Source organism: Enterococcus sp. AAFC-DPL-6103 (assembly GCF_058216595.1).
In genome coordinates this window covers 365,623-391,774 of the sequence record NZ_CM177102.1, presented here as the reverse complement: position 1 = coordinate 391,774, position 26,152 = coordinate 365,623, and the positions used below count along the sequence as shown (strand labels likewise).

Annotated in this window: 23 protein-coding genes; 9 read left to right on the top strand and 14 right to left on the bottom strand. The window is 36.5% G+C overall.

Going from position 1 to position 26,152, the window contains the following annotated elements; all coding sequences use genetic code 11:
- The first annotated feature begins 93 nt into the window (after positions 1–93).
- Positions 94–1,302 carry an AI-2E family transporter gene (locus AC4BC3_RS01890; RefSeq protein ID WP_490467275.1) on the top strand — a complete coding sequence of 403 codons (1,209 nt, stop codon included), beginning with the start codon at positions 94–96 and terminating at the stop codon, positions 1,300–1,302.
- Positions 1,303–1,360: 58 nt separating this feature from the next.
- Here the strand turns inward: AC4BC3_RS01890 and treC are convergent, their stop codons facing one another.
- Positions 1,361–2,992 carry an alpha,alpha-phosphotrehalase gene (gene treC / locus AC4BC3_RS01885; protein WP_206910940.1) on the bottom strand — a complete coding sequence of 544 codons (1,632 nt, stop codon included), beginning with the start codon at positions 2,990–2,992 and terminating at the stop codon, positions 1,361–1,363.
- A 250-nt stretch (positions 2,993–3,242) separates the two neighbouring features.
- Between treC and rbsR the strand changes: the two genes are divergently transcribed.
- The 5 genes from rbsR (at position 3,243) to AC4BC3_RS01860 (ending at position 9,481) form a co-directional block, all read left to right on the top strand.
- Positions 3,243–4,256 (top strand): ribose utilization transcriptional repressor RbsR, encoded by a 1,014-nt coding sequence (rbsR, locus tag AC4BC3_RS01880; protein ID WP_206910941.1) that lies wholly within the window; start codon positions 3,243–3,245, stop codon positions 4,254–4,256.
- Between the two features lie 109 nt (positions 4,257–4,365).
- Positions 4,366–5,277, top strand: a complete 912-nt coding sequence (rbsK, locus tag AC4BC3_RS01875) for a ribokinase (protein ID WP_490466817.1) — start codon at positions 4,366–4,368, stop codon at positions 5,275–5,277.
- 38 nt (positions 5,278–5,315) lie between these two features.
- Positions 5,316–5,711: a D-ribose pyranase gene (rbsD, locus tag AC4BC3_RS01870; protein ID WP_206910943.1), complete on the top strand. Its 396-nt coding sequence runs from the start codon at positions 5,316–5,318 to the stop codon at positions 5,709–5,711.
- Complete coding sequence (locus AC4BC3_RS01865) at positions 5,711–7,084, top strand: PTS transporter subunit EIIC (protein ID WP_490466816.1); 1,374 nt, start codon at positions 5,711–5,713, stop codon at positions 7,082–7,084. The genes rbsD and AC4BC3_RS01865 overlap by 1 nt, the downstream gene beginning before the upstream one ends.
- A gap of 333 nt (positions 7,085–7,417) precedes the next feature.
- Complete coding sequence (locus AC4BC3_RS01860; RefSeq protein ID WP_490466815.1) at positions 7,418–9,481, top strand: C40 family peptidase; 2,064 nt, start codon at positions 7,418–7,420, stop codon at positions 9,479–9,481.
- 59 nt (positions 9,482–9,540) lie between these two features.
- On the opposite strand, the gene AC4BC3_RS01855 is transcribed toward AC4BC3_RS01860, so the two are convergent.
- Together AC4BC3_RS01855 and AC4BC3_RS01850 are read right to left on the bottom strand one after the other, a co-directional pair.
- Positions 9,541–10,707 carry a galactokinase gene (locus tag AC4BC3_RS01855; protein WP_490466814.1) on the bottom strand — a complete coding sequence of 389 codons (1,167 nt, stop codon included), beginning with the start codon at positions 10,705–10,707 and terminating at the stop codon, positions 9,541–9,543.
- A gap of 17 nt (positions 10,708–10,724) precedes the next feature.
- Positions 10,725–11,759, bottom strand: coding sequence for an aldose epimerase family protein (locus AC4BC3_RS01850; protein ID WP_490467274.1), 1,035 nt, complete (start codon positions 11,757–11,759; stop codon positions 10,725–10,727).
- 152 nt (positions 11,760–11,911) lie between these two features.
- Here AC4BC3_RS01850 and AC4BC3_RS01845 point away from each other — a divergent pair, with 152 nt between their 5' ends.
- Complete coding sequence (locus AC4BC3_RS01845; protein WP_206910949.1) at positions 11,912–12,817, top strand: AraC family transcriptional regulator; 906 nt, start codon at positions 11,912–11,914, stop codon at positions 12,815–12,817.
- 261 nt (positions 12,818–13,078) lie between these two features.
- Here AC4BC3_RS01845 and AC4BC3_RS01840 read toward each other — a convergent pair whose 3' ends face one another.
- The 9 genes from AC4BC3_RS01840 to AC4BC3_RS01800 all read right to left on the bottom strand — a co-directional run bounded on the left by AC4BC3_RS01840 (position 13,079) and on the right by AC4BC3_RS01800 (position 20,718).
- Complete coding sequence (locus AC4BC3_RS01840; RefSeq protein ID WP_490466813.1) at positions 13,079–14,887, bottom strand: ABC transporter permease; 1,809 nt, start codon at positions 14,885–14,887, stop codon at positions 13,079–13,081.
- A 13-nt stretch (positions 14,888–14,900) separates the two neighbouring features.
- The gene (locus AC4BC3_RS01835; RefSeq protein WP_206910953.1) at positions 14,901–15,653 is read right to left on the bottom strand and encodes an ABC transporter ATP-binding protein; all 753 of its coding nucleotides are present in this window, start codon (positions 15,651–15,653) and stop codon (positions 14,901–14,903) included.
- Positions 15,654–15,662: 9 nt separating this feature from the next.
- A complete protein-coding gene (locus AC4BC3_RS01830; protein WP_206910954.1) occupies positions 15,663–16,025 on the bottom strand; it encodes a YxeA family protein in 363 nt (120 codons plus the stop codon).
- A gap of 195 nt (positions 16,026–16,220) precedes the next feature.
- On the bottom strand, positions 16,221–17,093 hold the full coding sequence (locus AC4BC3_RS01825) for an SPFH domain-containing protein (RefSeq protein WP_206910955.1): 873 nt from the start codon (positions 17,091–17,093) through the stop codon (positions 16,221–16,223).
- A 50-nt stretch (positions 17,094–17,143) separates the two neighbouring features.
- Entirely contained in the window at positions 17,144–17,632 is a 489-nt protein-coding gene (locus AC4BC3_RS01820; protein WP_490466812.1) for a DUF5348 domain-containing protein, read from the bottom strand.
- A gap of 135 nt (positions 17,633–17,767) precedes the next feature.
- On the bottom strand, positions 17,768–18,706 hold the full coding sequence (locus tag AC4BC3_RS01815) for a DUF4097 family beta strand repeat-containing protein (RefSeq protein WP_490466811.1): 939 nt from the start codon (positions 18,704–18,706) through the stop codon (positions 17,768–17,770).
- A gap of 5 nt (positions 18,707–18,711) precedes the next feature.
- Positions 18,712–19,338 carry a DUF1700 domain-containing protein gene (locus AC4BC3_RS01810; RefSeq protein ID WP_206910958.1) on the bottom strand — a complete coding sequence of 209 codons (627 nt, stop codon included), beginning with the start codon at positions 19,336–19,338 and terminating at the stop codon, positions 18,712–18,714.
- On the bottom strand, positions 19,331–19,648 hold the full coding sequence (locus AC4BC3_RS01805) for a PadR family transcriptional regulator (protein WP_067481404.1): 318 nt from the start codon (positions 19,646–19,648) through the stop codon (positions 19,331–19,333). Before AC4BC3_RS01805 ends, AC4BC3_RS01810 begins: the two co-directional genes overlap by 8 nt.
- Positions 19,649–19,989: 341 nt before the next feature.
- Complete coding sequence (locus AC4BC3_RS01800) at positions 19,990–20,718, bottom strand: DUF554 domain-containing protein (RefSeq protein WP_206910963.1); 729 nt, start codon at positions 20,716–20,718, stop codon at positions 19,990–19,992.
- Positions 20,719–20,869: 151 nt separating this feature from the next.
- On the opposite strand from AC4BC3_RS01800, the gene AC4BC3_RS01795 reads away from it, so the two are divergent.
- The gene (locus AC4BC3_RS01795; protein WP_490466810.1) at positions 20,870–21,760 is read left to right on the top strand and encodes a LysR family transcriptional regulator; all 891 of its coding nucleotides are present in this window, start codon (positions 20,870–20,872) and stop codon (positions 21,758–21,760) included.
- Between the two features lie 146 nt (positions 21,761–21,906).
- On the opposite strand, the gene AC4BC3_RS01790 is transcribed toward AC4BC3_RS01795, so the two are convergent.
- Positions 21,907–22,977 carry a sensor histidine kinase gene (locus AC4BC3_RS01790; RefSeq protein WP_206910966.1) on the bottom strand — a complete coding sequence of 357 codons (1,071 nt, stop codon included), beginning with the start codon at positions 22,975–22,977 and terminating at the stop codon, positions 21,907–21,909.
- The gene (locus tag AC4BC3_RS01785) at positions 22,974–23,648 is read right to left on the bottom strand and encodes a response regulator transcription factor (protein ID WP_206910967.1); all 675 of its coding nucleotides are present in this window, start codon (positions 23,646–23,648) and stop codon (positions 22,974–22,976) included. The genes AC4BC3_RS01790 and AC4BC3_RS01785 overlap by 4 nt, the downstream gene beginning before the upstream one ends.
- Before the next feature lie 142 nt (positions 23,649–23,790).
- Between AC4BC3_RS01785 and AC4BC3_RS01780 the strand changes: the two genes are divergently transcribed.
- Complete coding sequence (locus tag AC4BC3_RS01780) at positions 23,791–26,127, top strand: ABC transporter ATP-binding protein/permease (RefSeq protein ID WP_490466809.1); 2,337 nt, start codon at positions 23,791–23,793, stop codon at positions 26,125–26,127.
- Positions 26,128–26,152: the final 25 nt, after the last annotated feature.

The window sequence follows — 26,152 nt, the reverse complement described above, 5'->3', positions numbered from 1 at the left end:
ATTTTGCTGATTCGTTGAGGAGTTTTTCAAAAAATAAGATTTCTTCCGCATTTAGTTTGTTTCATTTTCTTTTTCGTTTAACTTCTGACTATAATAAAAACAAAAGAGAAAAAAGGAGGAAAAAAATTGAACAAAAAATCGAACTCTCGACTGATTCAATTTTTAGGGGGAAAAACCTCTTATTACGTACTGGGTTTATTAGTTATGCTTGCCTTAGTCATTTATGTGTTTTGGCAAGTTGCCTTTATCTTTCAACCCTTAGGAGTTATTTTTGCAGCATCATTACCACCTGTACTATTTGCACTTATTTTATATTATTTACTAGATCCACTCATTCGACGCCTGAGTAAACGAATGTCACGTAACATTGCCGTCATTTTGGTATATGTCTTGATTTTTGCTGTAATTGGTTTAGGAAGCGTGTGGTTCGCTCCTTTCTTACAACAGCAAGCAACTGAATTATTTAATAGCTTACCGAACTTATTCAATGATTTTCAAGAAGGTGTTAGAAATATTTTAGAACACACACCTTTCGCCAATAAGTTCAATGAATTCTTTTCTTCCATTGATAATTTTACAGATCAAGCAACATCTTTCATCGGTAATTACTGGGAAAGTGGGGCACAAAGTATCAGTAATCTGTTTTCTGCCGTAACAACTACTTTTATTACTCTGTTTACTGGTCCTATTGTTGCCTTTTTCTTACTTCAAAATCCACATGGGTTCTACCGATCGGTCTTAAAAATCGTACCACCAGCATTTCGTCAGGATTTCCAAGAATTGACTAAAATTGCTAATCAACAATTGGGTGCATTTTTGAAAGGGCAAATTATTTCTTCGTTTATTTTAGGAGCCATTTACTGGGTCACATTTTTACTCATTGGTATTGATTTTGCTAGTATCCTAGCTATTGCCGCTGGTATATTATGTATCATTCCTTATATCGGGCCGTTCATTGCCTTCTTCCCCGGACTTTTTATCGCCTTCCAAGATTCAACATTTATGGTCATCAAATTTGTCCTTGTGTGGTTCATTGTCCAGTTACTCCATGGTGATTTAGTTATTCCGCGTGTGATTGGGAACAGACTACAAGTTCATCCTATAACAATTTTGATTGTGTTGCTTGTTATGGGTGACTTACTTGGAATCATGGGCGTTATCTTTGGTATACCAATCTATACTTTACTAAAATTACTGGTTGTCTTTGCTTTTAGAAAATTCAAGCAACGTTACAATAAGTATTACGGTGATAAAGGAGAATACGAAGAAGCAGATTTTTCAGAAGACGATTACTTTGATTGATGTTTATCTGACAATAAAAAGAATTCCTACTCAATTATTCGCTGAGTAGGAATTCTTTTTATTTCACAAGCAATGCAATCGCTTGGTACGGTTTTAGCGTCAATTCTTTACTTATCACTGTATCAGAATAGTTATCAATCAGTCTTTCGCCTTCAACAAATTTTTCTGGAAGATCAATTTTAGTTGTCTTTTCATAAAAATTAGTTAAAACAAGTAATTTTTCATCTCCATAAGATCGTAAGAAAGCATAAACTTGTGGATGTTCTGGTGCATAGGCTTGATAATCACCTTCAGAAATCACCAGATGTGTTTTGCGTAGCTGAATTAAGCGCTGATAATAGGCAAAAATTGATTGTTCTTGCTCATTTTTTGCTGCCTCGACGTTGATTTCAGGATAACTGGCGCCCACTTTCAGCCATGGTGTTCCTTCAGTAAAACCAGCATGTTTTTCGTTGGTCCACTGCATCGGTGTTCGTGAATTATCACGGGATTTAGCTTGGATTCTATGAAAGGCTTCTTGCTCTGATAGACCTTTTTCTACTAACATTTGATAAGCATTTTTACTTTCAATATCAACATAATCATCCATAGATGTAAACGCCGGATCAATCATCCCGATTTCTTCCCCCATATAAATATAGGGTGTTCCCCGATTCAGATGGATCAACGTCGCTAACATTTCTGCCCCTTGTTTTCGATAATTTTCTACTGAAACAAACCGGTTCAAAGCTCGTGGTTGATCGTGGTTATTTAAAAACCAAGCATTCCAACCATTCCCCTTACTCATTTCTTCTCCCCACGTATGGAACAAACGTTTTAATTCTTCAAAATCAAAAGCTGGAGTTGTCCACTTATCTCCATTTTCATAATCAACTTTCAAATGATGAAAGTTAAAAGTCATTGTCAACTCATGACGGTTAGGTTCAGTGTATAAAATACAATTTTCAACGGTAGTTGCACTCATTTCGCCAACTGTGATAATCTCTGGATCTCGTCCAAAAGTTTCTTGATTCAACCATTTTAAATAATCATGAGTGATTGGCTTATCCGTATACTCAGGTTTCCCATCATTCACTGGATTGTCTTTCAACACTTCATCTTTTCCAATAACATTGATGACATCAAACCGAAATCCTTTCACGCCCTTTTCCATCCAGAAACGAACGACTTTAAACAACTCTTCGCGAACTACCGGATTACGCCAATTCAAATCTGCTTGAGTAATATCATATAGATGTAAATAATATTTTCCTGTTTCTCCAAAGGGTGCCCATGCGTTTCCACCAAATTTTGAAACCCAATCAGTTGGTTCATCACGAATATAGAAAAAATCTTGATAGTATTTATCACCCGCTAGTGCTTTTTGAAACCATTCATGCTCAATCGAAACATGATTCAAGACCATATCAAGCATAAACTCGATTTGATACTCTTTCCCTTCTTTGATTAATGCTTCAAATTCATCCATCGTCCCAAACAATGGATCAATCGCTAAATAATCTGAAATGTCATACCCATTATCTTTTTGTGGACTGGGATAAACTGGATTTAACCAAACCATATCAATACCTAACTCATGTAAATAAGGTAGTTTCTCTCGAATACCATTCAAGTCGCCAATTCCATCATGATTCGTATCGTTAAATGATTTTGGATAAATTTGATAAATGACTTTTTCTTTAAATGACATATACTCGCCTCCATTAAATTAGTCGCCTTCGAACTTATATATACAAGTTATTCAAAATTATTATAACTGAAAAGGAAGCGTTTGTAAAACTTACTCGACTACTCTCAATCAGATAACCTATTCTTTTTAGGTACCCTAATTTTCTTTTTTGAAAATCATTCTTAGTTTCTCTTTATCAAATGATTTCGTTTACTTCTTTAACGTTTCATGGGAAAATAACCACAAGATTTAGTTAGGAGTATAAAAAGTTATGGTGAAAAAAAAAGTAACGATTAAAGATGTCGCACAGCGATCCGGTGTCTCGATTGCCACTGTTTCGCAAATTCTAAATGGTAACCAAGATAAATTTAGTTCAAAGACAGTCGAAAAAGTCCTAGCTGCCAAAAATGAACTTGGTTATCAAGCCGATTATTTTGCGCGTCAGATGATTACGAAAGAGACAAAAACGATTGGTGTACTTGTTCCTGATATTACGAATCCTTTTTTCAATCTGCTCATGCGAGGGATCGAAGAAATTTTATATCAACAGCATTTCGTGACCATTCTTTGCAATGCTGACTCTAATCAGCAAAAAGAAGTCCAGTACCTTTCAGAACTAACTCGTCGTGGTGTAGATGGTTTTATCATTGCTTCTTCTGTCATTTCTACTCAGGCAATCAAGCAGGACTTACAACAACAGGGTCGCCCATTTATCGTCTTAGATCAAAAAAAAGCAGAAGAGTTTAGTGACTCCGTGCGTACGGATGATTTTCGTGGAGGCTACTTAGCTGGCACGCACCTGTTCTCTTTAGGGCATCGACAAGTTGCCCTCGTTTACCCAGAAAATCCACCAGCAAATATCCAAGAACGTATCGAAGGGTTTAAATCAGCAGCTGATGCTTATCAAATTGACTATGGTCAACTGCTTCTCATTCCAACAGCTTTTTCAAAACAAGGTGGCTACCAAGCAACTCACCAAATCGTTGGTTCTAAAACAACTGCTATTTTTGCATTGAACGATGAATTAGCATTTGGCTTGTACCGTGGACTAGAGGAATTAGGTAAAAAAATACCTGAGGACTATAGTATTATTGGTTACGATAATGTAGATATGTCTGAGTATGTAAAGCCTAAACTTACAACGATTGCACAACCAATCTTCGAACTGGGTCAAGAAGCAGCGAAACTTTTACTAGAACGTATCCAGCATCCTGAAAAAAAACCGGAAGAAAAACTGCTTCCAGTTCATTTAGAAAAAAGATTTTCAACAGCACCCTTGAAATAGCTTTCAAGGTGTGCTATATTTTAGCCAAGTTATTAAAACGTTTTAATAAAACGTTTTAATCTATTTTCTTGCAAGGAAAAATGTCATCAACTTTTTGGAGGTTTGAAAAATGAACACGGTTACAGTTATTGGTAGTATCAATATGGATACAACTTTACGTTTAAAAAAAATGCCTAAACCGGGCGAAACTATGCACACAAGCGACATCTTCCATTCAGGCGGAGGAAAAGGTGCTAATCAGGCTGTTGCTGCAAAACGTTCTGGTGCAAACACGGCTTTTATCGGCGCAGTTGGCGCTGACAGCGAAGGCACTACTTTACTTGAGTTATTGGCAAAGGAACAGATCGACATCTCAGGTATTTCCACAATCCCTGACACCGCAACTGGTCAAGCAATGATCATGGTTGATGATGCGGGCGAAAATAGTATTTTGATCCATGCTGGTGCAAATAATGCCTTTCATGAAGCAGAAGTTCAGCAACAAAAAGCGTTGATTGAAAACAGTGACTTCCTGATTGCACAATTTGAAAGTAGTTTAGATGCGACATTGGCTGCATTTAAATTTGCTAAAAAAGCTGAAAAAAAAACAATCTTAAATCCTGCACCCGCTCTTGAAACAATTCCAGCGGAACTACTGGCACAAACCGATGTCATTATTCCAAATGAAACTGAAACAGAAATTATTACTGGGATTGAAGTGACAGATGAAGCAAGTTTATTGCAAGCTGCAACTGCTTTTCATCAGCTTGGAATTGAGACAGTGATTATTACTTTAGGAAGTAAAGGTGCCTTCTATCATACTGCGACTGAACATGGTATCGTGCCTGCTTTCAAAGTAAAAGCAGTTGATACTACCGCTGCAGGAGATACGTTCATTGGTGCTTTAAGTAGCCAATTGAATCCAGATTTCAACAATTTACCAGAAGCCGTTCGGTATGGTAACCTTGCTTCTTCTGTTGCTGTCCAAAGTTATGGTGCTCAACCATCAATCCCTTATCGTACAGACTTAACATTTGAATAACAGACCACAAACAATGAATGAAAAGGATGGATCTTGATATGAAAAAAAGTAAAGTTATTAATTCAGATATTTCTAGAGTTATTTCACAAATGGGACACTTTGACAAATTAAGTATTGGTGATGCTGGCATGCCTGTACCATTTGGAACTGAAAAAATCGATCTTGCTGTCACAAACGGCGTACCCAGCTTTATGACTGTCTTAGAAAACGTCCTAGAAGAACTAGAAGTTCAATCAATTGAACTAGCAGAAGAAATAAAGACATTGAATCCTGATGTACTAGAGCAAATCAAACAATTGATGCCTGAAACGCCTATCGTGTTTATACCTCATGAGGAAATGAAACAAGACCTAACTCATTGCCATGCTTTTATCCGTACTGGTGAAATGACACCTTATGCAAATATTATTTTGGTGAGCGGAGTGGTTTTCTAATGGAAAAAATCATTCAGCCAGAACAACTTTTATTGTCGGAACAAGTTCAACTTTTGCTTATTCAGTTAGGCGGGAAAAATAATATTGAATCTATCACACCTTGTGCCACTCGATTACGCATTCAACTAAAAAAACAACCAGCAACGGAATCAAAAGAAATTATTCAACAAATTCCCAATGTAAAATATTTCATTCTTTTAGAGAAATATGCAGAACTCATTATGGAACAAGGATTAAATGAAACATATGAAGCTTTAAGTCAACAACTGGATCAAACTGCAACCAAAGAAAAACTGAACCCCATCGAAAAATTATTTGGCTTGATTTCTGAGATCTTTACACCAATCATCCCACTTTTTGCCGGTTCAGGGATTTTAAAAGGATTAGTTGTATTAGCAACGACGCTTGGTTGGTTAAATGAAACTAGCGGAACTTACCATATCTTAGCTGCTGCTTCCAACGCTGTCTTTTATTTCTTACCTATTTTTCTAGCCTTTTCTGCAGCCAAGACTTTTAAAGTCAATGGCTATATTGCTGGTGTCATTGCAGCTGCTTTAATCGAGCCAAATTTAACCAGTCTTTTGACCAACGGTGGGAAAGCTTCGACTGATTTTCTAGGTATCCCCGTGGTACTAATGCAATATACTTCCACGGTGATGCCAGCTATTTTAGGAATTTTCTTTTACTCTTTTGTTGAAAAATTTCTAAAAAAATATATTCGCGAAAGTATGCAATTAGTTTTTGTTCCCTTGCTTTCATTAGTGATTACAGTGCCATTGACGTTGATGGTATTTGGCCCTGCAGGTGTGTACTTGGGTGAAGGATTAGCCGCTGTTATCACTTGGATGATGGATATCAATGGACCAATTAGTGGTGCAATCATTGCTGGTGGATGGAATATCTTAGTGATTTTCGGTATTCAGTGGGCTGTCAATCCAGTCATGATTAGCAACATTTCAAGTTTTGGCTTTGACCGCATCGTTCCATTAACTGGGGCAGCAAACTTTGGGATGGCTGGAGCAGCTTTAGGTGTGTTTCTAAAAAGTAAACAGTCAAGAACACGCTCGATATCTGGCTCGGCATTTGCTTCCATTTTATTAGCTGGCGTCACTGAACCAACTGTTTATGGCATTGCCATTCCTTTGAAAAAACCTTTTATAGCTGCTTGTGTCGGTGCTGCGGCTGGTGGCGCGGTCATGGGATTTGCAAAAGTAAAAGCAATTGCCTTTGTTTTTGGCAGCTTGACCACTCTTCCTGCATTTATTTCAAGTACTTTTTGGTGGTACGTCATCGGTCTTGCGGTCAGCTTAGTAGTTGCAATGATCACCACTTTAGTTAGCGGGTTTGATGAAACTTTGATGCCTCAAGAATAACTTTCTCCTCCAAACAATGAGTTTTCTCACTGTTTGGAGTTTTTTTTATTTTTTACGTCCCTTTATTTCACTATTTTTTTTGTCGAAATGTTCATCTTCTGGTACAATTGGATAGAGTATGCGTATCTTATTTTGAACCACACCTTTTCCCCAACAAAGTAAGAACGGTACCCAAAAATTTAAGCCAGACAACTTTTACTCGTAACTATGCCAGCTACTCTGTCAGAAAAGTTGATTCTTTCATTGAAAATGGAGAGTCACTTTACCAGTTAGAGAGTATTTTATGAACTACTTGGATATGAGCAAAAAAAAAACAAAAAGGATTAGATGACTATGAAGAATAACAAGGCAATTCGCCTATTAGCAGCTACGTGGCTCATTGCTCCGACTGTCTTATCTACTCAATCCGTTTTTGCAACAGAAGAACAGCCAGTTGCAACGACCGAAAGTTCAGTCGTAGCCTCGGAACAACCTGAGACTAGCACGTCAAACGCGACAACTTCTACTGGTTCTTCCTCTCAGTCAGAGAGCGAAACACCAGCAGAAGCTACTTACACAGCAACAATTAATCCCGCATTGATTGGTAAGATCACTATTACAACAATGGATGGGCAAACTTTATCAGTTAATGAAAGTGGTGTCTTAACTGGGTTAACAGAAGGGACACAACTGAACTACAAGATTACACCAAGTGCTGGAGAACAACTTGCATCTGTTCAAATCGATGGTGTTCAAACAGTTGATTACACAAATCAAACATTTGTTGTTGGTAGGGCCAACTTAGTAATCGATGCAACCTTTGAAGCTATTCCTGAGTCTTCAACAGAAGAGCCAACAGAACCTTCGACTGGTCCAAGTGAAGGCACAGGTAATACTTCAGACAGCTCAACAGCTCCGACAGAAGAAAGTACCACTCCTGATTCAAGTACTACAGAAAGCAGTAGTACAACAGACTCTTCTGGTAAAGGGAATACATCGAATTCCAGCAATAATAAACCATCAAAGCCTGCTGGATCAACGAATAGTTCACAAAAGGGTTCTAAACCAAACACTGGAAACAACTCTTCAACAAACGTAACACAACCAAAGACAGAAAGTCCTTCTGCTTCAACTTCTGACTTTGTTACAAAAACACCAACAGATGCCGTTTTACCAGCGAATACTACAAGTGTTCAACAGGCAATCGTCAAAGAAGCATACAAATATCTTGGAAGTCCTTATGTTTGGGGAGCAAAAGGCGCTTCAACTTTTGATTGTTCTGGACTAGCTTATTATGTGTACATGCAAGCCACTGGTCATTATATTGGTGGCTGGACAGGTGAACAACAATACGCTGGTACTCAAATTCCAGTTAGCCAAGCACAACCTGGTGATTTGTTATTCTGGGGACCATCTTCTGGTGTGACACATCATGTAGCTATCTACATTGGTAATGGACAATACATTCATGCCCCTCAACCAGGTGATCACGTTCGTATCACTTCTATTGCTGATTACACGCCTGACTTTGCTGTTCGGGTGAACTTAGCTGGTTTGCCAGTAGCATCTGGTTCATTAGCTAATTCTATTGGTTCCTCTGCTTTAGATAATCTAGGTGATTTTTCTTTTTCTAAAAATCAATCAACCGATGATTTTTTAAAGGAAATTGCTGATTTTGCTCAAGAGATTGGACAAAAAGAAGGAATCTACGCTTCAGTAATGATGGCACAGGCTATTCTGGAAAGTGGTTCAGGAAATAGCTTATTAGCTAGCGAGCCAAATTATAATCTTTTTGGAATCAAAGGTGATTTTAAAGGTTCAAGTGTTTCTTTTAACACACTTGAACAAGACGAAAATGGCCAAAGCTATCAAATCAAAGCTCAGTTCCGCAAATACCCTTCTTACAAAGAAAGCTTGGAAGATTACGCTGATTTAATCAAAAATGGTTTATCTGGAAATAAAGATTTCTATAAACCAATTTGGAAATCTGAAGCTAAATCTTACCAGGATGCTACAAAATATCTTGAAGGTCGCTATGCAACAGACAAACAATATTCGAAAAAATTAAATGCGATCATCAAAGCGTACGATTTAACAAAATATGATGAAGCTAAAGAAGAACCGATTAAAACACAAACAAAATCAACTAAACAACTTCTGATTGTACCAACTATTTGGAAAAAGAATCATTTAACGTTTAGTGACGTATTAGATTTACCTATCGTCAAATCTAATATCAATTCACCAGCTTTCCTTTCTGAATTGAAAGTCGCAAATGTTTGGGAATTATGGTATCACTTTACTGTGAATCAGATTCCAGAAACACGAACACTAACAGCTCAATCAAATGAATTACCAATGGTTAGTTTCTTAAGTTTAAACAAATCATTTTGGTTAGACTTTCCACTTTTTAAATAAAGTAAAAGAGCTTCAGACAAGACTTGTCTGAAGCTCTTTTTTATGTCTTCTTTCACTTATTAGATTTTCTGTGCGCCATCCCCAATATGAGCAACATAGAAATCAGGCGCATAACCAATTTTTTCTAGATAAATTTCTTTAACGTTATCTTCAAATACTGGAATCGCCACTTCTTTCACTAATGCAATCGCACACCCACCAAAGCCTGCTCCTGTCATTCTAGCACCCAAAACCCCTGTTTGTGCTTGCGCTGCTTGAACTAAAGTGTCCAGCTCAATACCTGTCACTTCATAGTCGTGCTGCAAGGAATCATGGGAGGCGTTCAATAGTTGGCCAAATAAAACTAAATCACCCGCTACTAAAGCATCTTTTGCTTTCAACGTTCGTTGATTTTCTGTCACTGCGTGCTTTGCACGCTTTGTTAAAATAGCATCTTTAATCACTTCGCTGTAACGTTGGAATGTTTCTTCATCTAATTCTCCTAATGATTGGATATCGACAACTTTTTGTAGACGTTTCAATGCTTCCTCGCACTCACCACGACGTTCATTATATTTCGAGTCTGCTAGTTCGCGACGTTTATTCGTATTCATGATGACAATTGCATAGTCTCCTAGTTCAGTCGGTACCATTTCATAGACTAATGTATTTGTATCTAATAAAATAGCTTGTTCTTTTTGGCCAAAACCAATTGCAAATTGATCCATGATTCCTGAGTTGACTCCAATAAATTCATTTTCAACTTTTTGACCGATTTTAACTAATTCCAAACGACTAATTGGTAAATCATACAGTTCCTCTAACATGACGCCTACTAGTAGTTCCAACGAAGCACTACTTGATAAACCAGCACCATTTGGGATCGTTCCTTCAATCACAAGTTCAAAGCCGTGAGTAATCGGATAGCCTGCTTCTTGGACTTTTAAAATGAATCCTTTTACATAGTTTGCCCAATTATCTTCTTTTGTATAGTTTAAGTTATCCAAAGAAAAAGTAATTACGCCAACTTCTTCAAAATTTAGGGAATAAACTTTTACTTGATTGTCATCTCGTGGTGCAGCTACACCATAAGTCCCATACGTAATGGATGCTGGAAACACATGTCCACCATTATAGTCTGTATGTTCCCCGATCAAATTGATCCGACCTGGAGCAAAGAAAGAACTAGTTGCTTTTTCTCCAAATAATTTATGAAATGCTGCTGTTACTTCAGCTATTTTTTCCATCTGTATCCCTCATTCATCTATTTTTTTATTTGATATTCCGTCACAAATACACGTGCTTGATTAGGTAAAAGCGTAATATCGCCAAAACTTTCAAATCGTTCTGACCCAGGAGCTTCTTGCGTTTCAAAAGTGATTCCGCCATGGTTCACTAATTTGTCTCCGTGCATAACTGGTGCCTCATCACCAAAATTAGCAGTAAACAAAACGATGCTTCCTGCATTGGTCGCTATTTGGATTGCAACCTTTTTATCAGGACTAGTTAATTTCGCTACTGGATTCATTTCTCTCGTCTTCTGTAAAAAAAATGGATGATCCATTCCACCAACCATTTTAGCTTGAGGAAAGTCACTAGTAAAAACATCTGAAAGTTCTTTTGGTGTTGTAAAATCGAATGCTGTCCCTTTAACTGGTGCTACTTCTCCTTTTGGAATCAAATCTTTTTGTAAAGGAGCAAAAAAGCGACTTGCTAACCACAATTCGTGCTGATCAATTGGTTCAGTTACATCACCGGTTAGATTAAAGTACACATGATTGGTTGGGTTGAATAAAGTCAATTGATCACTAATTCCACGAATGCTCATCCGCCAAACATCATCATTTGTTAAAGTATAGCGCGCTTCTATATCTAAATTACCAGGAAAACCATTATCTTGATCAGGACTTGTTAAATAAAAAATAACAGAAATTTCATTTTCACCTTTGATAATCGTATACGGCCAATTTTTCGTTTCAAAGCTAGGATCTCCGCCGTGTAAACAATGACCTGTTTCTTCACTGATTTTCGCCTGATACTCTTGATTGTCTAAAACAAATTTTCCTTTAGCGATTCGACCAGCTGTTCGACCGATTGTTGCACCGATATATGCGTCTTTTGCAAGATATTCTTCTGCTTGATCAAATCCTAGGATCAATTCCCGTTTTGTTCCATCAATTAACGTCTGTAAATGTACAATTCGTGCGCCAAAATCCGTAACGGCTAATTCTGTTTTTTGATCATTGATCAATGTGATCAAATGAGAATTATTTCCAAATTCTTGTTCTTTGACTTGCATACTGCCGCCCTCTTTCCATTCCATAGTTGATTACTTCATGTTTATTATAACAAGTAATCGCTTTCTTTTTATTGCTATCATGTGATACAAATTTAACTTTTTGTTGCATTTTTTTTCGAGAAAGCGTACCTTGAAGAAAAGGAGCTGAGCAGATGGAACAAACTGTATTTTTACGAAAAGAACATCATTTTTTATCAAGTGAACTTTACTTTAACTTTTGTGGATTTTCTAAAACGATGCCTTTCCACTCTTTTGGTCCAGCTATCCGGCAGCATTTTGTCCTACATATCATCTTGGATGGGGAAGGTGTGTATTCGGTCAATCAGCAACAGTATCATCTAAAAAAAGGAGATTTATTTCTCATTCGCCCTGGTGATCAAACTTTTTATCGTTCCGATGTGACCAATCCTTGGGTCTACGCATGGCTTTCCTTTGGTGGAAAAGAAGCTGAGGAACTAATTAAACACTCACCTTTTAAAGAAGATGAGTATACTTTTCGTTCAAATCAGTTAGTTGACTATAGTCAGTTGATTTTAACTTGTTTTGATTATGCACCAGATACACTACTGAACGAAATCAAATTGAACGAGTTATTGTATCGTTTTTTTGAAAAATTGCTAGTAGATGGTGGAAAAAATCACTTAAGTACACCTCAAAATATCTCGCGTTTGACGATTGAAGCAATCGAATATATCCAAGCGCATGCAACAGAGGAACTCACTATTCAAGAAATTGCTGACGCATTATCCGTCAACCGCAGTCACCTCTCTCGCACCTTCCATGAAAATATCGGAGTAAGTGTCAAAGAATGGTTGCTGGGTATCAGAATCAATCGAGCTGCTTTTTTATTGCTGATGTCAGACGATTCAGTTGAAAATATTGCTTTTCAGTCAGGCTTTCATAGCTTAGTTGTCTTTAGTCGGACTTTTAAAAAGAAGACTGGCGAAACACCAACGGCTTATCGCAAACGAGCTAGTCAGAAAAAACATAACAATCTTTCATTAGAATCTGTTATGGAGTTATTAGAACATCAAGCAATCGTAGGCCGAGCTACTTGAGTTTCGCATTAAAAATCAGACTAGAACGAATCATCAAAAATAAAATGACTAGTATATTTTCATTTTTACTTGCACAACACCTAAAGAAAGAGGCTGGGATCATAAACTTTCCCAACCTCTTTCTTTTTGAACTTCGATTAAATAAACGATAAAACAAAACTTGTCAATTTGAAAACCTTCCAAGGTTCAGACGGAAATTCAGAACTTTAGTCTGTTTTGACGTTAAACTACTTCTGTTTCAAACACTTCTAACTCATTTATTTATGCTTGTTTCTTTAAAACGATTCCTGTGTACAACCATGTCGTTATCACATAATAGATAAAGTATAGGACAAAGAAAATTGTAAATGGAATCCATAAGTTATCATAAGGATCACTCATCAATAACTTGAACATTTGTAAGCCGAACAAGACGTGAACAACACCTAAAATACCAGGTGCTAAGAACAAGACACCAATTTCTCTACGAATCGATTGTTTTAATAAACCTTGTCGTGTTCCAATCTTCTGCAACATTTCATAACGTACTTGGTCACTCTTACTTCCTGAAAGGATCTTGAACATCAAGCAACTTGCTAACATCGTCAAGAAGGCTAAACCTAAGAAGAATCCCATAAATTCAAATCCAGAAAATGCACCATTGAATGTGTTGTACACATCTGCTTTTTGAGTAAAGCTATAGTTCACGTCTTGAAGTGCTGGGTTGTTTGTTTTATTTGTTGCTACCAGTCTTTCAATGTTACTTAATTGTTTTTCAAAATCAGTTACTTGAACTAATTGTAGTGACGTTTCTGGTAAATTCAATTGAGCAAATTCTGCTTGCGAAATTAATTTGATTTCTTTTGGTTGTTGTTCAGGCAACTCGTAATCTCTTAAGCTATCTTGAAATTTCAGTTCGTTTGCTAATTGATCGGCAGTGATTTCTTTGTCTTTCGGTTCAACTGCTCGATCTGTACTTGTTTCTTTAATCAAAAATGGTGTTTGTTCAAACTCTTCTGTCACATAATATATCGTTTGCTCGTCTTCTTTTTGCGTGTAAGAAGCATTTAATTTGGGGGCTAATTTCGTTACTTCTTGTTGGTCAACTTTTTGTGCATTGTTTAGCACAAGATCATAAACAGTAAAGCTATTTGTTACTTTTGAAATTTCATTTCTAAATCCTAATCCAACAGTCAAAGCCCCTAGTGCTAGAGCAAATAGCATTGCTACCATTGAAAGCATTTGTGTATACTCACGAATACGGAAACTTAGTTGTGAAAAAGTAAAGTTGTTTAGTTTTCTTAATGCAATACTATCTGCTTTTTTCAATAAAGATAAGCAGAAGATAATAACGGAATGGAAGATGAAATATGTTCCTAAAACAATAGTAACTAAAGCTACTCCAATTCCAAACAACTGAAATTTCGCTAAGTTTTGCATCATGTAATAACCACATGTTAAGCAGGCAATCCCCAATACCACTTCAAGAAAGAAGAGAAATTTATGTTGTTTCATTTGTGTTGGTGTTTGATCTGCACGAATCAAAGTTAAAATTGGTTTTTTTACAATTGAAAAAGCATTAACAATAGCTGCTAATAAAAATAAAATAGAGAAAAACGCAATTGTAATCAATAATCCATGTACACTAAATGGTGAAAAATTTGAAATTTTAACATTCAATTGTTGGACTAATAAGTGATTGACCACACTCGTTAAACCAATGCCGACAACGGAGCCAACTAACGTTGCTAAAATCCCCACGATAAATGTTTCTGAAAAAATCATTTGTGCGATTTTTCGTCCTTTCGCACCTAACATCATAAACATCGCATAATCTTTTTGACGCATCGTCATTAAAAATGAGTTGGCATAAAGAATATACACAAAGGTGATGATTCCTAATAAGACAGATCCTAAGCGAAAAATGATTACCGTTGAAGCAATTGTCGAATTGCTTTTCAGAAAAGCTTCATTACTTGCCATTGACTCAAACATATAAAAAATTGCTGACGCCATAACTAATCCTGAAAACAAGACTAGATAGTCACGCAAGCGGCTTTTGATACCAGTAAGTGATAGTTTCCAAAGCATATTTTTCTCCCCCTTACTGTTCCAAATTTCCTAGAATAGTTAAAATTTGGCGATAGAACGACTCACGACTTTGATCGCCTCGTTTAACTTCTTGATGAATGCCGCCATCTTTGATAAATAAGATTCGTTGGCAATAACTTGCTGAAAAAGGATCATGTGTTACTAATAAAATAGAAACATTATCTTTTTGGTTCAATTCATCCATCGTGTCCAATAGATCACGCGCACTCTTAGAGTCGAGTGCACCAGTTGGTTCGTCGCCTAATAAAATCGTTGGTTGAGTAATCAATGCTCTAGCAGCTGCGACACGTTGCTTTTGTCCACCGGAAATAGCTGAAGGATAGCTATCTAAAATATGGCTAATTGATAAGCGTTCAGCAATTTGTTTGACTCTTTGTTTGATTTCTTTTGGACGAACCCCTTGTAAAGATAGTGGTACGGCAATATTTTCTTGCGCGGTTAAGTTTTCCAATAAATTGAAGTCTTGGAAGATGAATCCGATTTCTTTCGCACGAAAATCTGCCAGTTGATTTCCTTTTAAAGCTGTTACATCTTTTTGATTGATCCGAATACGACCATCTGTTGGTTTATCTAAGGTAGACAAAATATTCAACAAAGTTGATTTACCAGAACCGGATGCACCCATGATTCCGATAAATTCACCTTTTTCCACTGAAAATGAAATGCCCGCTAAAGCTGTCGTTTTCTTTTCATTATTTTTACCATACACTTTTGTTACGTCTTGGATTTCAACAATTTTTTCCATTTTTTACGCCTACCCTTTAGTTAATTTTTCTTGTGCTGCTTTAGGTATTGCTGACTTTTCAACTTCTTCATAACCAGTTACACCTTTATTTTTATTCCAGACTACTTTGAGATACGCATTTTTTCGTAATGGGCGTGCTTGCATCCCTTGAAATTCTAATTCTTTTTTAGCGCCTTCTTTATTAAATCCAGATAAATTATATTGGTAAGTGATCACATCTTGATTTTGCTCATCTTTTTGAACAATTTTTTCACCGTTTGTCGTGATCTGTACATAGTAATCATCTCCGCCCATAATAACAGCATCTGCTATTTTTAAACCTGCTACTCCAATACCCACGACAACCAATAATCCAATCAGAAATTTTTTCACGGTCTATACCTCTCTTTTAACTTGATGAACTTAGTATAGAAAAAAAAGAACGAACATGCCTTAGATTCCTCTGTCAGTCATCTTTCAATATTGTTAGCTTTTATCCAATGAGTCAACCTGACAATAGACTTATTCAATTAAAAAAGAGTGAAGCAAACTTGCCTCACCCCGCTATTTTTCACTTTCAATCATGGGTTATTTTCGATCAGTTAAATCCCCCGTGTTAATTACCGGCTGCGTCCCTTTGTCTGTAATAATCGATACTAATAAGTTGTTGATTAGTTGAACTTTTCGATCATCTGTAAAATTGATTTCTTGACCCGACTCAATCTGTTCCAGTGCCATTTGCGTCATTGTGACCGCGCCTTCAACGATTGTTTGACGTGCAGAGAGGATTGCCTTTGCCTGCTGTCTTTGCAACATGGCACTCGCAATTTCAGTTGCGTAAGCCAAATGGTTCAATCGTGCCTCGATAACCTCAACTCCCGCAACAGCTAGTCGTTCTTGAAGCTCCGTTGCTAATTTATCCGAAACCTCGGTCGTATTTCCGCGTAAAGTAATATCAGTATCATTGAAAGTATCATAAGGATATTGACTTGCAATGTGACGAACAGCAGTCTCACTTTGGATCTCTACAAAGTCTTGATAATAAGCAACATCAAACAAAGCTTTCGCCGTATCCACCACTCTGAAAACGACAACAGCAGAAATTTCAATGGGATTTCCATCTAAGTCGTTTACTTTTAGAACAGAACTATTGAAATTTCGAACTTTAAGTGACACGTTGATTTTATTAGTTAACGGAACGGTTAAAAAAAAGCCATTTTCTTTGATTGTTCCTAAATAGTTACCGAAAAACAAAATAGCTTTTGATTGATTTGGACTGACCACTGTTGCTGAGCTAACTAATAAACAAGCAATTCCCCACAAAACGATGCTTAGAATGATTAATGTTGGGCTAGTTGCTACTGTGCCAAAATAAAACAAGATGGCACCCGCGATTGCCAAAACAACGACACCAACTAATCCAATATACCCATTGATATAGAGCGCTTTTTTCTCATTCATTTTCAATGTCTTTCCTCCTCTTACGTACTAGCATAAACTTTCTTTCCTGACTACTCAGTTATTCTCAGTCTTGCTAAAGCACCTTCTAATTCTAAATCTTTATCTTCGCTAATGAACCATCCCGTCGAGTGCGTTCCTCCCGCAGCTTTTGGTAAATACTCTAATCGGGTTCTAACCCAGTGTTTTTGTTCTGTAAAGTAATCTTCAACTAAAATTTCCAAATACATTCCCGCATTGAGAATGATATTTTTTCGGACAGACTTAAAAATAAAGCGTTCTTTACTTGGATCATATTGTAAAACACCCGTATCTATGATTGGCAATGAGTAATAATCCATCTCCTTTTTTACTTTCATTAAATGGCGAAACATTTCATTATGTACTTGTTCTAATTGACGTCCTTCTGAATTTTTGGGATACTCAATCGTTACTTTTTCCTTATCATCATCATAGTATAATTCGTTCAATGACTTTAATTGCGCATGTAGTTCGAGCATTTTTTCTCGTAGTTGTTCTCGTTGAACATCTTCTGTCTTCATTTTCCCCACCCTAATTCTTCTGCTAAGTTTCAATTTTTCATTTGTCTATACCTATCTTACTATAAGAAAACAACTTAAGCGAAACAAAAAATGATATTGAAACAAAAAAATGTCTCAATATCATTTTACGAAATTTTATTCAGTTTCATCTTCCATATGGTTGTCCATGTGATCCATCTTTTGCTCCATATGATCATTCATGTCTTCCATATCGTCGTCCATTTGCTCATTCATCGAATATTCTTGTTCATCGTCCATCCATCCAATAAAGGTGTCTGTTCCTTCAACAGTCAATCCTTTTTCCGCGTTTCCTTTTTCAAAAGATACGCCTGCTTGTACTTCATTGTTCATTTGGAAAGTTGAATCGCCTATCAATGTTAGTTGATAGCCAGGAACAGCTAAATCCGTCAACTGAACAGAACCATTTTTAGCAACAATCGTGCTTGATTCTGTTAACGCACTATCATAAAAATAAAAATTACTTCCCTCACCAGTAAATTTTCCCTTTTTAGTTTTCAAACGACTAAAATCAAGCGAACCAAATTGATCTTTGGCTGTCACTGAGTCCGTCGTTAAGCCAATAAAACTTAACCAACTATTTGCATAAGCGTCAACAGTTAGATTTTTTGTTGCAATATCTGTCATCGTTAATCGACTATTACTGCTTTCAATCGTAACATCACTGAGAGACATTTCTTTTGGTACCGTAATCGTTACCTGCGGCTGATTTTCTTCCAAACTAAGCTGAACTGGATATTCCGGCTGACCTTGCGCTTGAATGGCTAATGTTTGATTCTTTAAATCAATTTTTGGTGCATCTGACTTTTCATAACGAGTCGTGACTTCAAAATCAATCCCTTGTCTGATTTTGATTTCTTGGTTTTCTGCCTGAATCACTAATTTTTTGATTTCATTTGCTTTAAATTTTTCTGTATGCTCTTGCATCTCTAATAACTTAGGACCATTTTCCCAAACGATTGTCTTTTGTGCTCCTGACGTATATGTGCCTGCTGCCAAAATTCCACCAAAGAGCATCAAGCCACTACCAATCAATAAAAATTGTTTTAGTTTCATTTCATTCACCTCTCCGTTCCATCGTGTGTTGGATGAAGACCACGGTTAGTAACAAAGCGACGACCGACCCATTTCACAAAACGCATCATCAACTGAGCCAACCATTTTGTCAATCTCACTAAAATCGGAGTAAAAAAGATAGCTGCACCAGTCGCAAACAGACCTAAGCCAACGAAAAACAAACCACTGACAACTGATTGTCCTAAAATCATCAGTCCTGCTAACGCCATAACCACGCCTACTCCTAAAATCACAATGCAAACAACATAGATACTAAAAATAACCGCAAATAATGCGATGACCGAACCAACCAATACAGCAATAAATAGCAATGCTAAAGGAATTAAGATTGGCGATGCAAATAAGCCAAGTAAAATTAACCAAATCAAACGCATTTGTCTTTTCGGACTATTTTGATGAATCTCTTCTTGACCTAAGTCATCTGCTTCAGAAAAATAATTGATCTTCAACTTCAATGCAAACTGTTTAGGTGTGCCATATTCTTCTAAAATTTCATCGACTGTCTTACCTGAATCCAAAAAATACTCTTCATAATATTGGATCAAATCAAAGCGGTCAGCTTCAGGAATTTCTTGAAGTTCGTCTAAGACTTCACTTAAATATTCATTCATGTCTATTATCCTCCAATAACCGATCTAAAGAGTCTCGAAAAACGATCCATTCATCAATAATTTCTTCTAAATGTGTATGTCCGATTGGTGTTAAGCGATAATATCTTCGGTTTCGACCCTCGAATGGTTCATCATAGGTTTCTAAATATCCTTCTTGTTTCAATCTTCTTAATACGGGATACATGGTAGATTCACTAATTGATAAACTTTCCTGCACAATTTTTGTTAGTGCATATCCATACATATCTTCTCGACTCAATGCTGCTAACACCGTTCCATCAAGAAGAACCGTTGGAATTTGAATATGCATAGCGACACCTTCTTTTACAATATTTTTAATTCCACTATATTATATCAGATATAATATAGTTTGAGCAACGTATTCTAATTTTTAGTTGAGTAAAAAAAAGAGAAGGTCTTTACACCTTCTCACCAACTAAATTTGGTAGTTTTTTCGATCCACTAATAACCAATTTTTTTGAATAGTTTTCTTCGTACAAACTGATTGTTAGAAAAACATGAACTTTCGCTTGGATAACCACAAACTATACTGTCATCTCACCTACTAGTATAGCATGGGTATAAATGAAAATACTTTACTTTAAAATAATCTTGTTGTCTTATAAAATTTTTTCTTATTTATTCTGGCTTTTATAATAGAGGCAAAATGATTGTCGTCCACAACCAACTAAAAGGCATTACTACAACCATCGCTGGAATCATGTCAGCAACTGGAAACATTTTGACATGAATCATTCGAAAACCAGTTGCAAGCATCAAAAAGCCACCACAAGCTTTAAAATCTAGAATCATTGCTGGCGTTGTCATTGGAAAAATGAATTTTGCTAATAAGAACAAAGCATAAAAAATAATGAATTGCGGTATCGCAATGACGGAAACTACAAATCCTAAATTACAAGCAAAAATTGTTGCTGTAAAAAAATCTAAAACAGATTTTGAAATCAAAATCGTGTTATCTCCTGTCATTCCTGAATCAATACTTCCGTAAATCCCCATCCCACTTGCACAAAATAGCACAATCACTGTGACTAGGGTATTAATGAACTCTTCATGAGATAAATCAAGCTTTTCACTAGGAAATAATTTTGAAATTGGCTTTTGCATCAAATTTGCGCCTTGATCAATCCGCTCTCCTAGATGAATGACTAGTCCAATCACTGTCCCGATCACTAAAGCAAAAATGACAGGTGGCATATTTTTCATCGGGCCCATCGAATAAATCCCCATCCCCATTGAACAAACACCAAACACCATCATTAGTTGTGTTTTAAATCGATTACTTAATTTCTCTCCTAAAAGACCTCCAAACAGACCTCCAAAAAAGACCGTTCCGACGTTGATTAATACTCCAGTTGGCATAAAAAAACTCCTTTCTACCTTAACGCGCTTCATTTACTCTTTCAAAGCGTTCCTTTTCGCTGCATTTTTTAGTCTATCAAAGTTTTTTCATTCAACCAATTCAAATTTCATGTTAAAGTATTCATAAACGGAATAGTTAGGAGAGGTTTCCTTGAATATTCAAAAACTTGTTGTCTTTCTTGATCTAGCAAAGACGTTAAGCTTTACTAAAACAGCAGAACATCTTTTCATGACGCAAGGAACGATTTCCAAACAAATCATTGCTTTAGAAAAGGAGCTAGACACTCAATTATTTGACCGCACGCATCGAAAAATCGAGTTAACAGAAACCGCACAGCTCATTCTGCCCTATGCGAAAAAAATTGTCGAACAATACCAAGGCATGACGGATGTCTTAGAAATGTATACCAAAAAACAAAATCTCTCTTTAAGCATTTTAACGATTCCTACTATGACCCACTATGCTGGATTTCGTCATATTACTCAATTTTTGAAACTTCATCCTGAATTTTCTATTCAACTCAAAGAAGTTGAAAGTGCGGAAGTCCCTTATTACTCAACTGAACAAATTGATTCAATTATTTTTGGTCGAAATTTTCATGAGCCGCCGACAAATTTTGAATGGCTTCCCACTGAAAAAGATTACTTTGTTGCCGTACTCCCAGCTCATCACCCTTTAGCGCATGAAAAAAAAATAAATTTACGTGAACTAAAAGATGAAGCCTTTCTGTTACTTGGACAGCAAACCAATCTTTATCAACCAGTGATTGATCTTTGCCACGAAGTCGGATTTGAGCCTAACATTGTCTACAACGGATCTCGAATGGACTTGATTCTCAACATGATTGCAAACGATATGGGCATCTCGATCGTGATGGAAAAAACGGTTAATTATCTATTAAAGGAAGATACGGTACTCGTTCCCATTACACCAAACAGAGAAAGTTTTCTGGCATTCGCTAGAAAACAAGGGGAACATTCTTTAGCCTCAAATACGTTTTGGAAATACTTAAAACAAAATATACAGCTTCTTAGAAGTTAACTTTCTTGTTCAACTTCTAAGAAACTGTATAAAATAGTGTCACTCTATTCGCTTCTCTGATGTCAAAATCATGAGGAGATTTTTGTTAGTTGTTTTGTGTGCGCACTATCTGCTCGGACTAAGCATTTTGTGCCACAACCTTTTTCTCAGTGTTCAAGAAGCGCTTCCTTCACAACTTCTTCCACATTTTTCAAACGTATCATCACCGTCGTCCCCACGCCTTCAATACTACTGTAGTCAATACGTCCTTGATGCAATTCCAAAATTTTCTTCACTAACGAAAGCCCCAAACCATTCCCCGCATTCTGATGACTCGTATCGCCTTGATAGAATTTATCAAAAATTTTTGCCGAAGTTTCCTCATCCATACCGATACCAGAGTCTGTCACTTCCAATACGATTTCGTCTTTTTTCTGCGTTAGTTTTACCGAAATTTTACCAGTTGGACGATTATATTTGATGGCATTATCCATAATGTTCAACCAAACTTGGTACAAGAGTTCTTCATTTCCAACATACTTCACTTTTTCCAGTTGGATATCCAACTGTAATTGTTCTTTTTCCCACTTCGGTTGTAAAAATAAAATCACTTCTCGAATTTGTTCATCTAAACGAAATTCTTTTTTCTCCATTAGCATATGTTGATTCTCTAGCTTATTCAATTTCAAAACATTTTCTGTTAATTGAGAAAGTTGCGTGATTCCTTCGATGATTCGTTGTAAAAATACCTGTCGTTCTTCGTCTGAAAGATCGGGATTTTGTAATAATTGGACATAGCCTTGGATAGTTGCTAACGGTGTCTTGAATTCATGCGAAACATTTGAGACGAAGTCATTGCGCAAAGTTTCGATGCTATTCAACTCTTGAACCATTACATTGAAATCTTGATACAGTTGCTGAACTTCAGCTACTTTTTGTTGCTCATTCATTTGGATTGTAAAATCGCCTTTTGCTACTTGGCTCATATTTTTTCTTAGTTCACTAATTGGATACAATATCCCTCTACCAACAAACGCAGAGATTCCTGTTCCAACGACTGCACTAAATCCTGCTAAAACCATGATTGGATAAAGCGTCGGCCGTTCTGTTGGTGTCCAAGAACGTTGATTTGCCAACAAATAAACCAATCCTACAAAACAAGCTAGCGTCACTATAATGCACAAAAAAACAATCAGTGCAAAATAGATCCAGAGCTGTGAAAATATTTTTTTCTTCATTTTTTGATAACCGCCTTATATCCGAGTCCACGAATCGTTACAATTTGAAAATCTTGATTGTTTTCAAAACGCGTACGTAAACGTTTCACGTGAACATCAATCGTTCGTTCCTCCGTATTCGTATCCATCCCCCAAATCTCATCCATTAATTGTTGGCGCGTGAATATTTTATTAGGGTAAGATAGCAACTTATACAATAATAGAAATTCCTTTTGCGGTAAAATCATTGACTCCTCTTTACTCGTCACCTCATAGGTTTCTTGATCTAAACAAGTCTCACCAATTATCAGGCGTTGACTATGATTGATCTTTGCTCGACGTAACAAAGCCTCCACCCGCAAGACCATTTCGTTGACGTCTACTGGCTTCGTCATGTAGTCGTCTGCGCCCAAATGAAAGCCCCGTTTCTTGTCCTCAAAGTCATGCTTCGCAGTAATGATCAATACAGGCGTCTCAATCTTACTCCCTCGTAAATTCTCCAACAATGTATACCCATCCATTGCTGGCATCATCACATCAGTTATAATCAAATCAACATGATTATTTTCAAGTTTTTTCAGTGCATCTTCACCATTAAAGGCGAGAATAGTGGAAAAACCAGCTCGTTTTAACACAGATTGATACAATAATTGTAGATTCTCATCGTCTTCAACAACTAAAAGTCGGTTCATTGCGCTTTTCCTCATTTTTCTAAAAAATTTCTTGAATGTTTCACTCAGTTCATATTCAGTTAACATTCATTCGTTATACTTTCACTATCATTCTGTTATAGTTGTTATTATACAGAATATTTTTAATGAGAGAAGGATGAAGATGCTACAACTAAAGGATATTAAAAAGTATTATAAAGTTGGCGAAACGACAACTAAAGCATTAGATGGCGTTTCCGTTGCTTTTAGACAAAAAGAATTCGTCGCAATTCTTGGTCCAAGTGGTTCTGGGAAAACAACTATGCTAAACGTTATCGGCGGGTTAGATAACTATGATTCAGGCGACATGGTCATCAACGGAAAATCAACAAAAGATTTTAAAGATAGCGACTGGGATGCCTATCGTAATAATTCGATTGGCTTTGTTTTCCAAAGCTACAACTTGATTGGACATCTAGGAATTATTGAAAATGTGGAACTTGGAATGACCTTAAGTGGGGTTCCTAAAGAAGAAAAGCGAAAAAAAGCAGAAGAAGCTTTAAATCGTGTTGGACTTTCTGCCCATATGCACAAAAAACCAAATCAACTTTCTGGTGGACAAATGCAACGTGTCGCAATTGCCCGTGCTTTAGCAAACAACCCAGATATTCTATTATGCGACGAACCAACTGGAGCATTAGATACCGAAACAAGTATTCAAATTATGGAATTGATTCGAGAACTTTCTAAAGAGAAATTAGTCATCATGGTCACGCATAATCCTGAACTAGCTAACCAATATGCTGATCGAATTATTGAATTTTCAGACGGAAAAATTTTAGCAGACTCTCATCCACATATCGAGCGACCAAAAAATGATCAGTTCAATTTGCGCCGTACGAAAATGAGTTTTTGGACAGCTCTAAAACTTTCTTTCAATAATATCCGAACAAAAAAAGGACGAACGTTCTTAACCTCTTTTGCATCAAGTATCGGAATTATCGGGATTGCGATCGTCTTAGCCTTGTCTACAGGGTTCCAAAAACAAATTGATAGTACACAATCAGAAACAATGTCAAAATTCCCAATCACAATTTCAAAAGTGACAACTAGTCAAACAAATAACTCTGCCGCACTTGGTGCAAGTAAAGCGGACTACCCAAATAAAAAAACAATCACCGCTAAAACTAGTGATGAAGATAAGGCACAACACACAAACAAAATTGATCAAAAATATGTCGATTATGTAAATGATATTGATCCTGATTTAAGTAATAATATTGGCTTTACTCGATCAACGGGAATCAATCTGCTTCGTGAAATTGATGGAAAAGCTCAACCAGTAAGCTTCTCCAATGCGAGTCCTGATAACGACGCTCTTTCTTTTTCAAGCACAATGGCTTCCATGACAGGTGTCGGTGTCTCAACTTTCCCAACACAATTAGCAGCTGATAAAGGAAACTTTTTAAAAGATAACTATTCACTACTTGCTGGTAGTTATCCAAGTGCAACAACTGATGTAGTTCTGATTGTCGATGGAAACAATAATACGAATATCAACGCACTAAAAAATCTTGGTTTTGATGTAAAAGAAGATCAAAAATTTGATTTTGATCAAATTATTGGTACTACTTTAAAATTAGTGAACAATAATGACTATTACTCACAATTGCCAACTGGAACATTTATTCCAAATTCTGACTACGACAAAATGTACAATGACTCGACTGAAGAATTAAAAATAGCAGGTATTTTGCGTGTGAAATCATCTTCAACAATGAATCTTTTATCTCCAGGTATTGCTTACAGCGACCAGTTAACAACACAAATTGTTGACAAAAACAAGGATTCTGAAATCGTTAAGGCACAAAGAGATAGTGACACCAATGTGATGACCACTGAAAAACTAGATGCTTCTGCCAAAGAAACATTTATTAGTTACCTTGGTGGTGATAGCTTGCCTTCAAGTATTATGATTTATCCAAATAATTTTGAAGACAAAGATAAAGTCCTTGATTATCTGGATGACTACAACAAAGGCAAATCAGAAGAAGATAAAATCATTTATTCTGACCTCGCAGGTACAATGACTGAATTAACTGGTGGATTGATGGATGCCATCACTTACGTATTAGTCGCTTTTGCAGGTATTTCACTGGTGACAAGTATGATCATGATTAGTATCATCACCTATACTTCAGTAATTGAACGAACAAAAGAAATTGGTGTATTGAAAGCTTTGGGTGCTCGTAAAAAAGATATTACTCGAGTTTTTGATGCTGAAACTTGCATTTTAGGAATTTCTTCTGGTATTTTAGGAATCTTAATTGCTTGGTTAGCTACATTTCCAATCAACAGTATCTTATATAGTATGACTGATTTGAAAAATGTCGCTCAATTAAACCCTGTTCACGCATTGATTTTAGTAGTGGTTTCAACTATTTTAACAATGCTTGGTGGACACATTCCAGCTCGTATGGCAGCGAAAAAAGATGCCGCTATTGCTTTACGCGCTGAATAAATTTATATTTATAAACAAAAAAGCA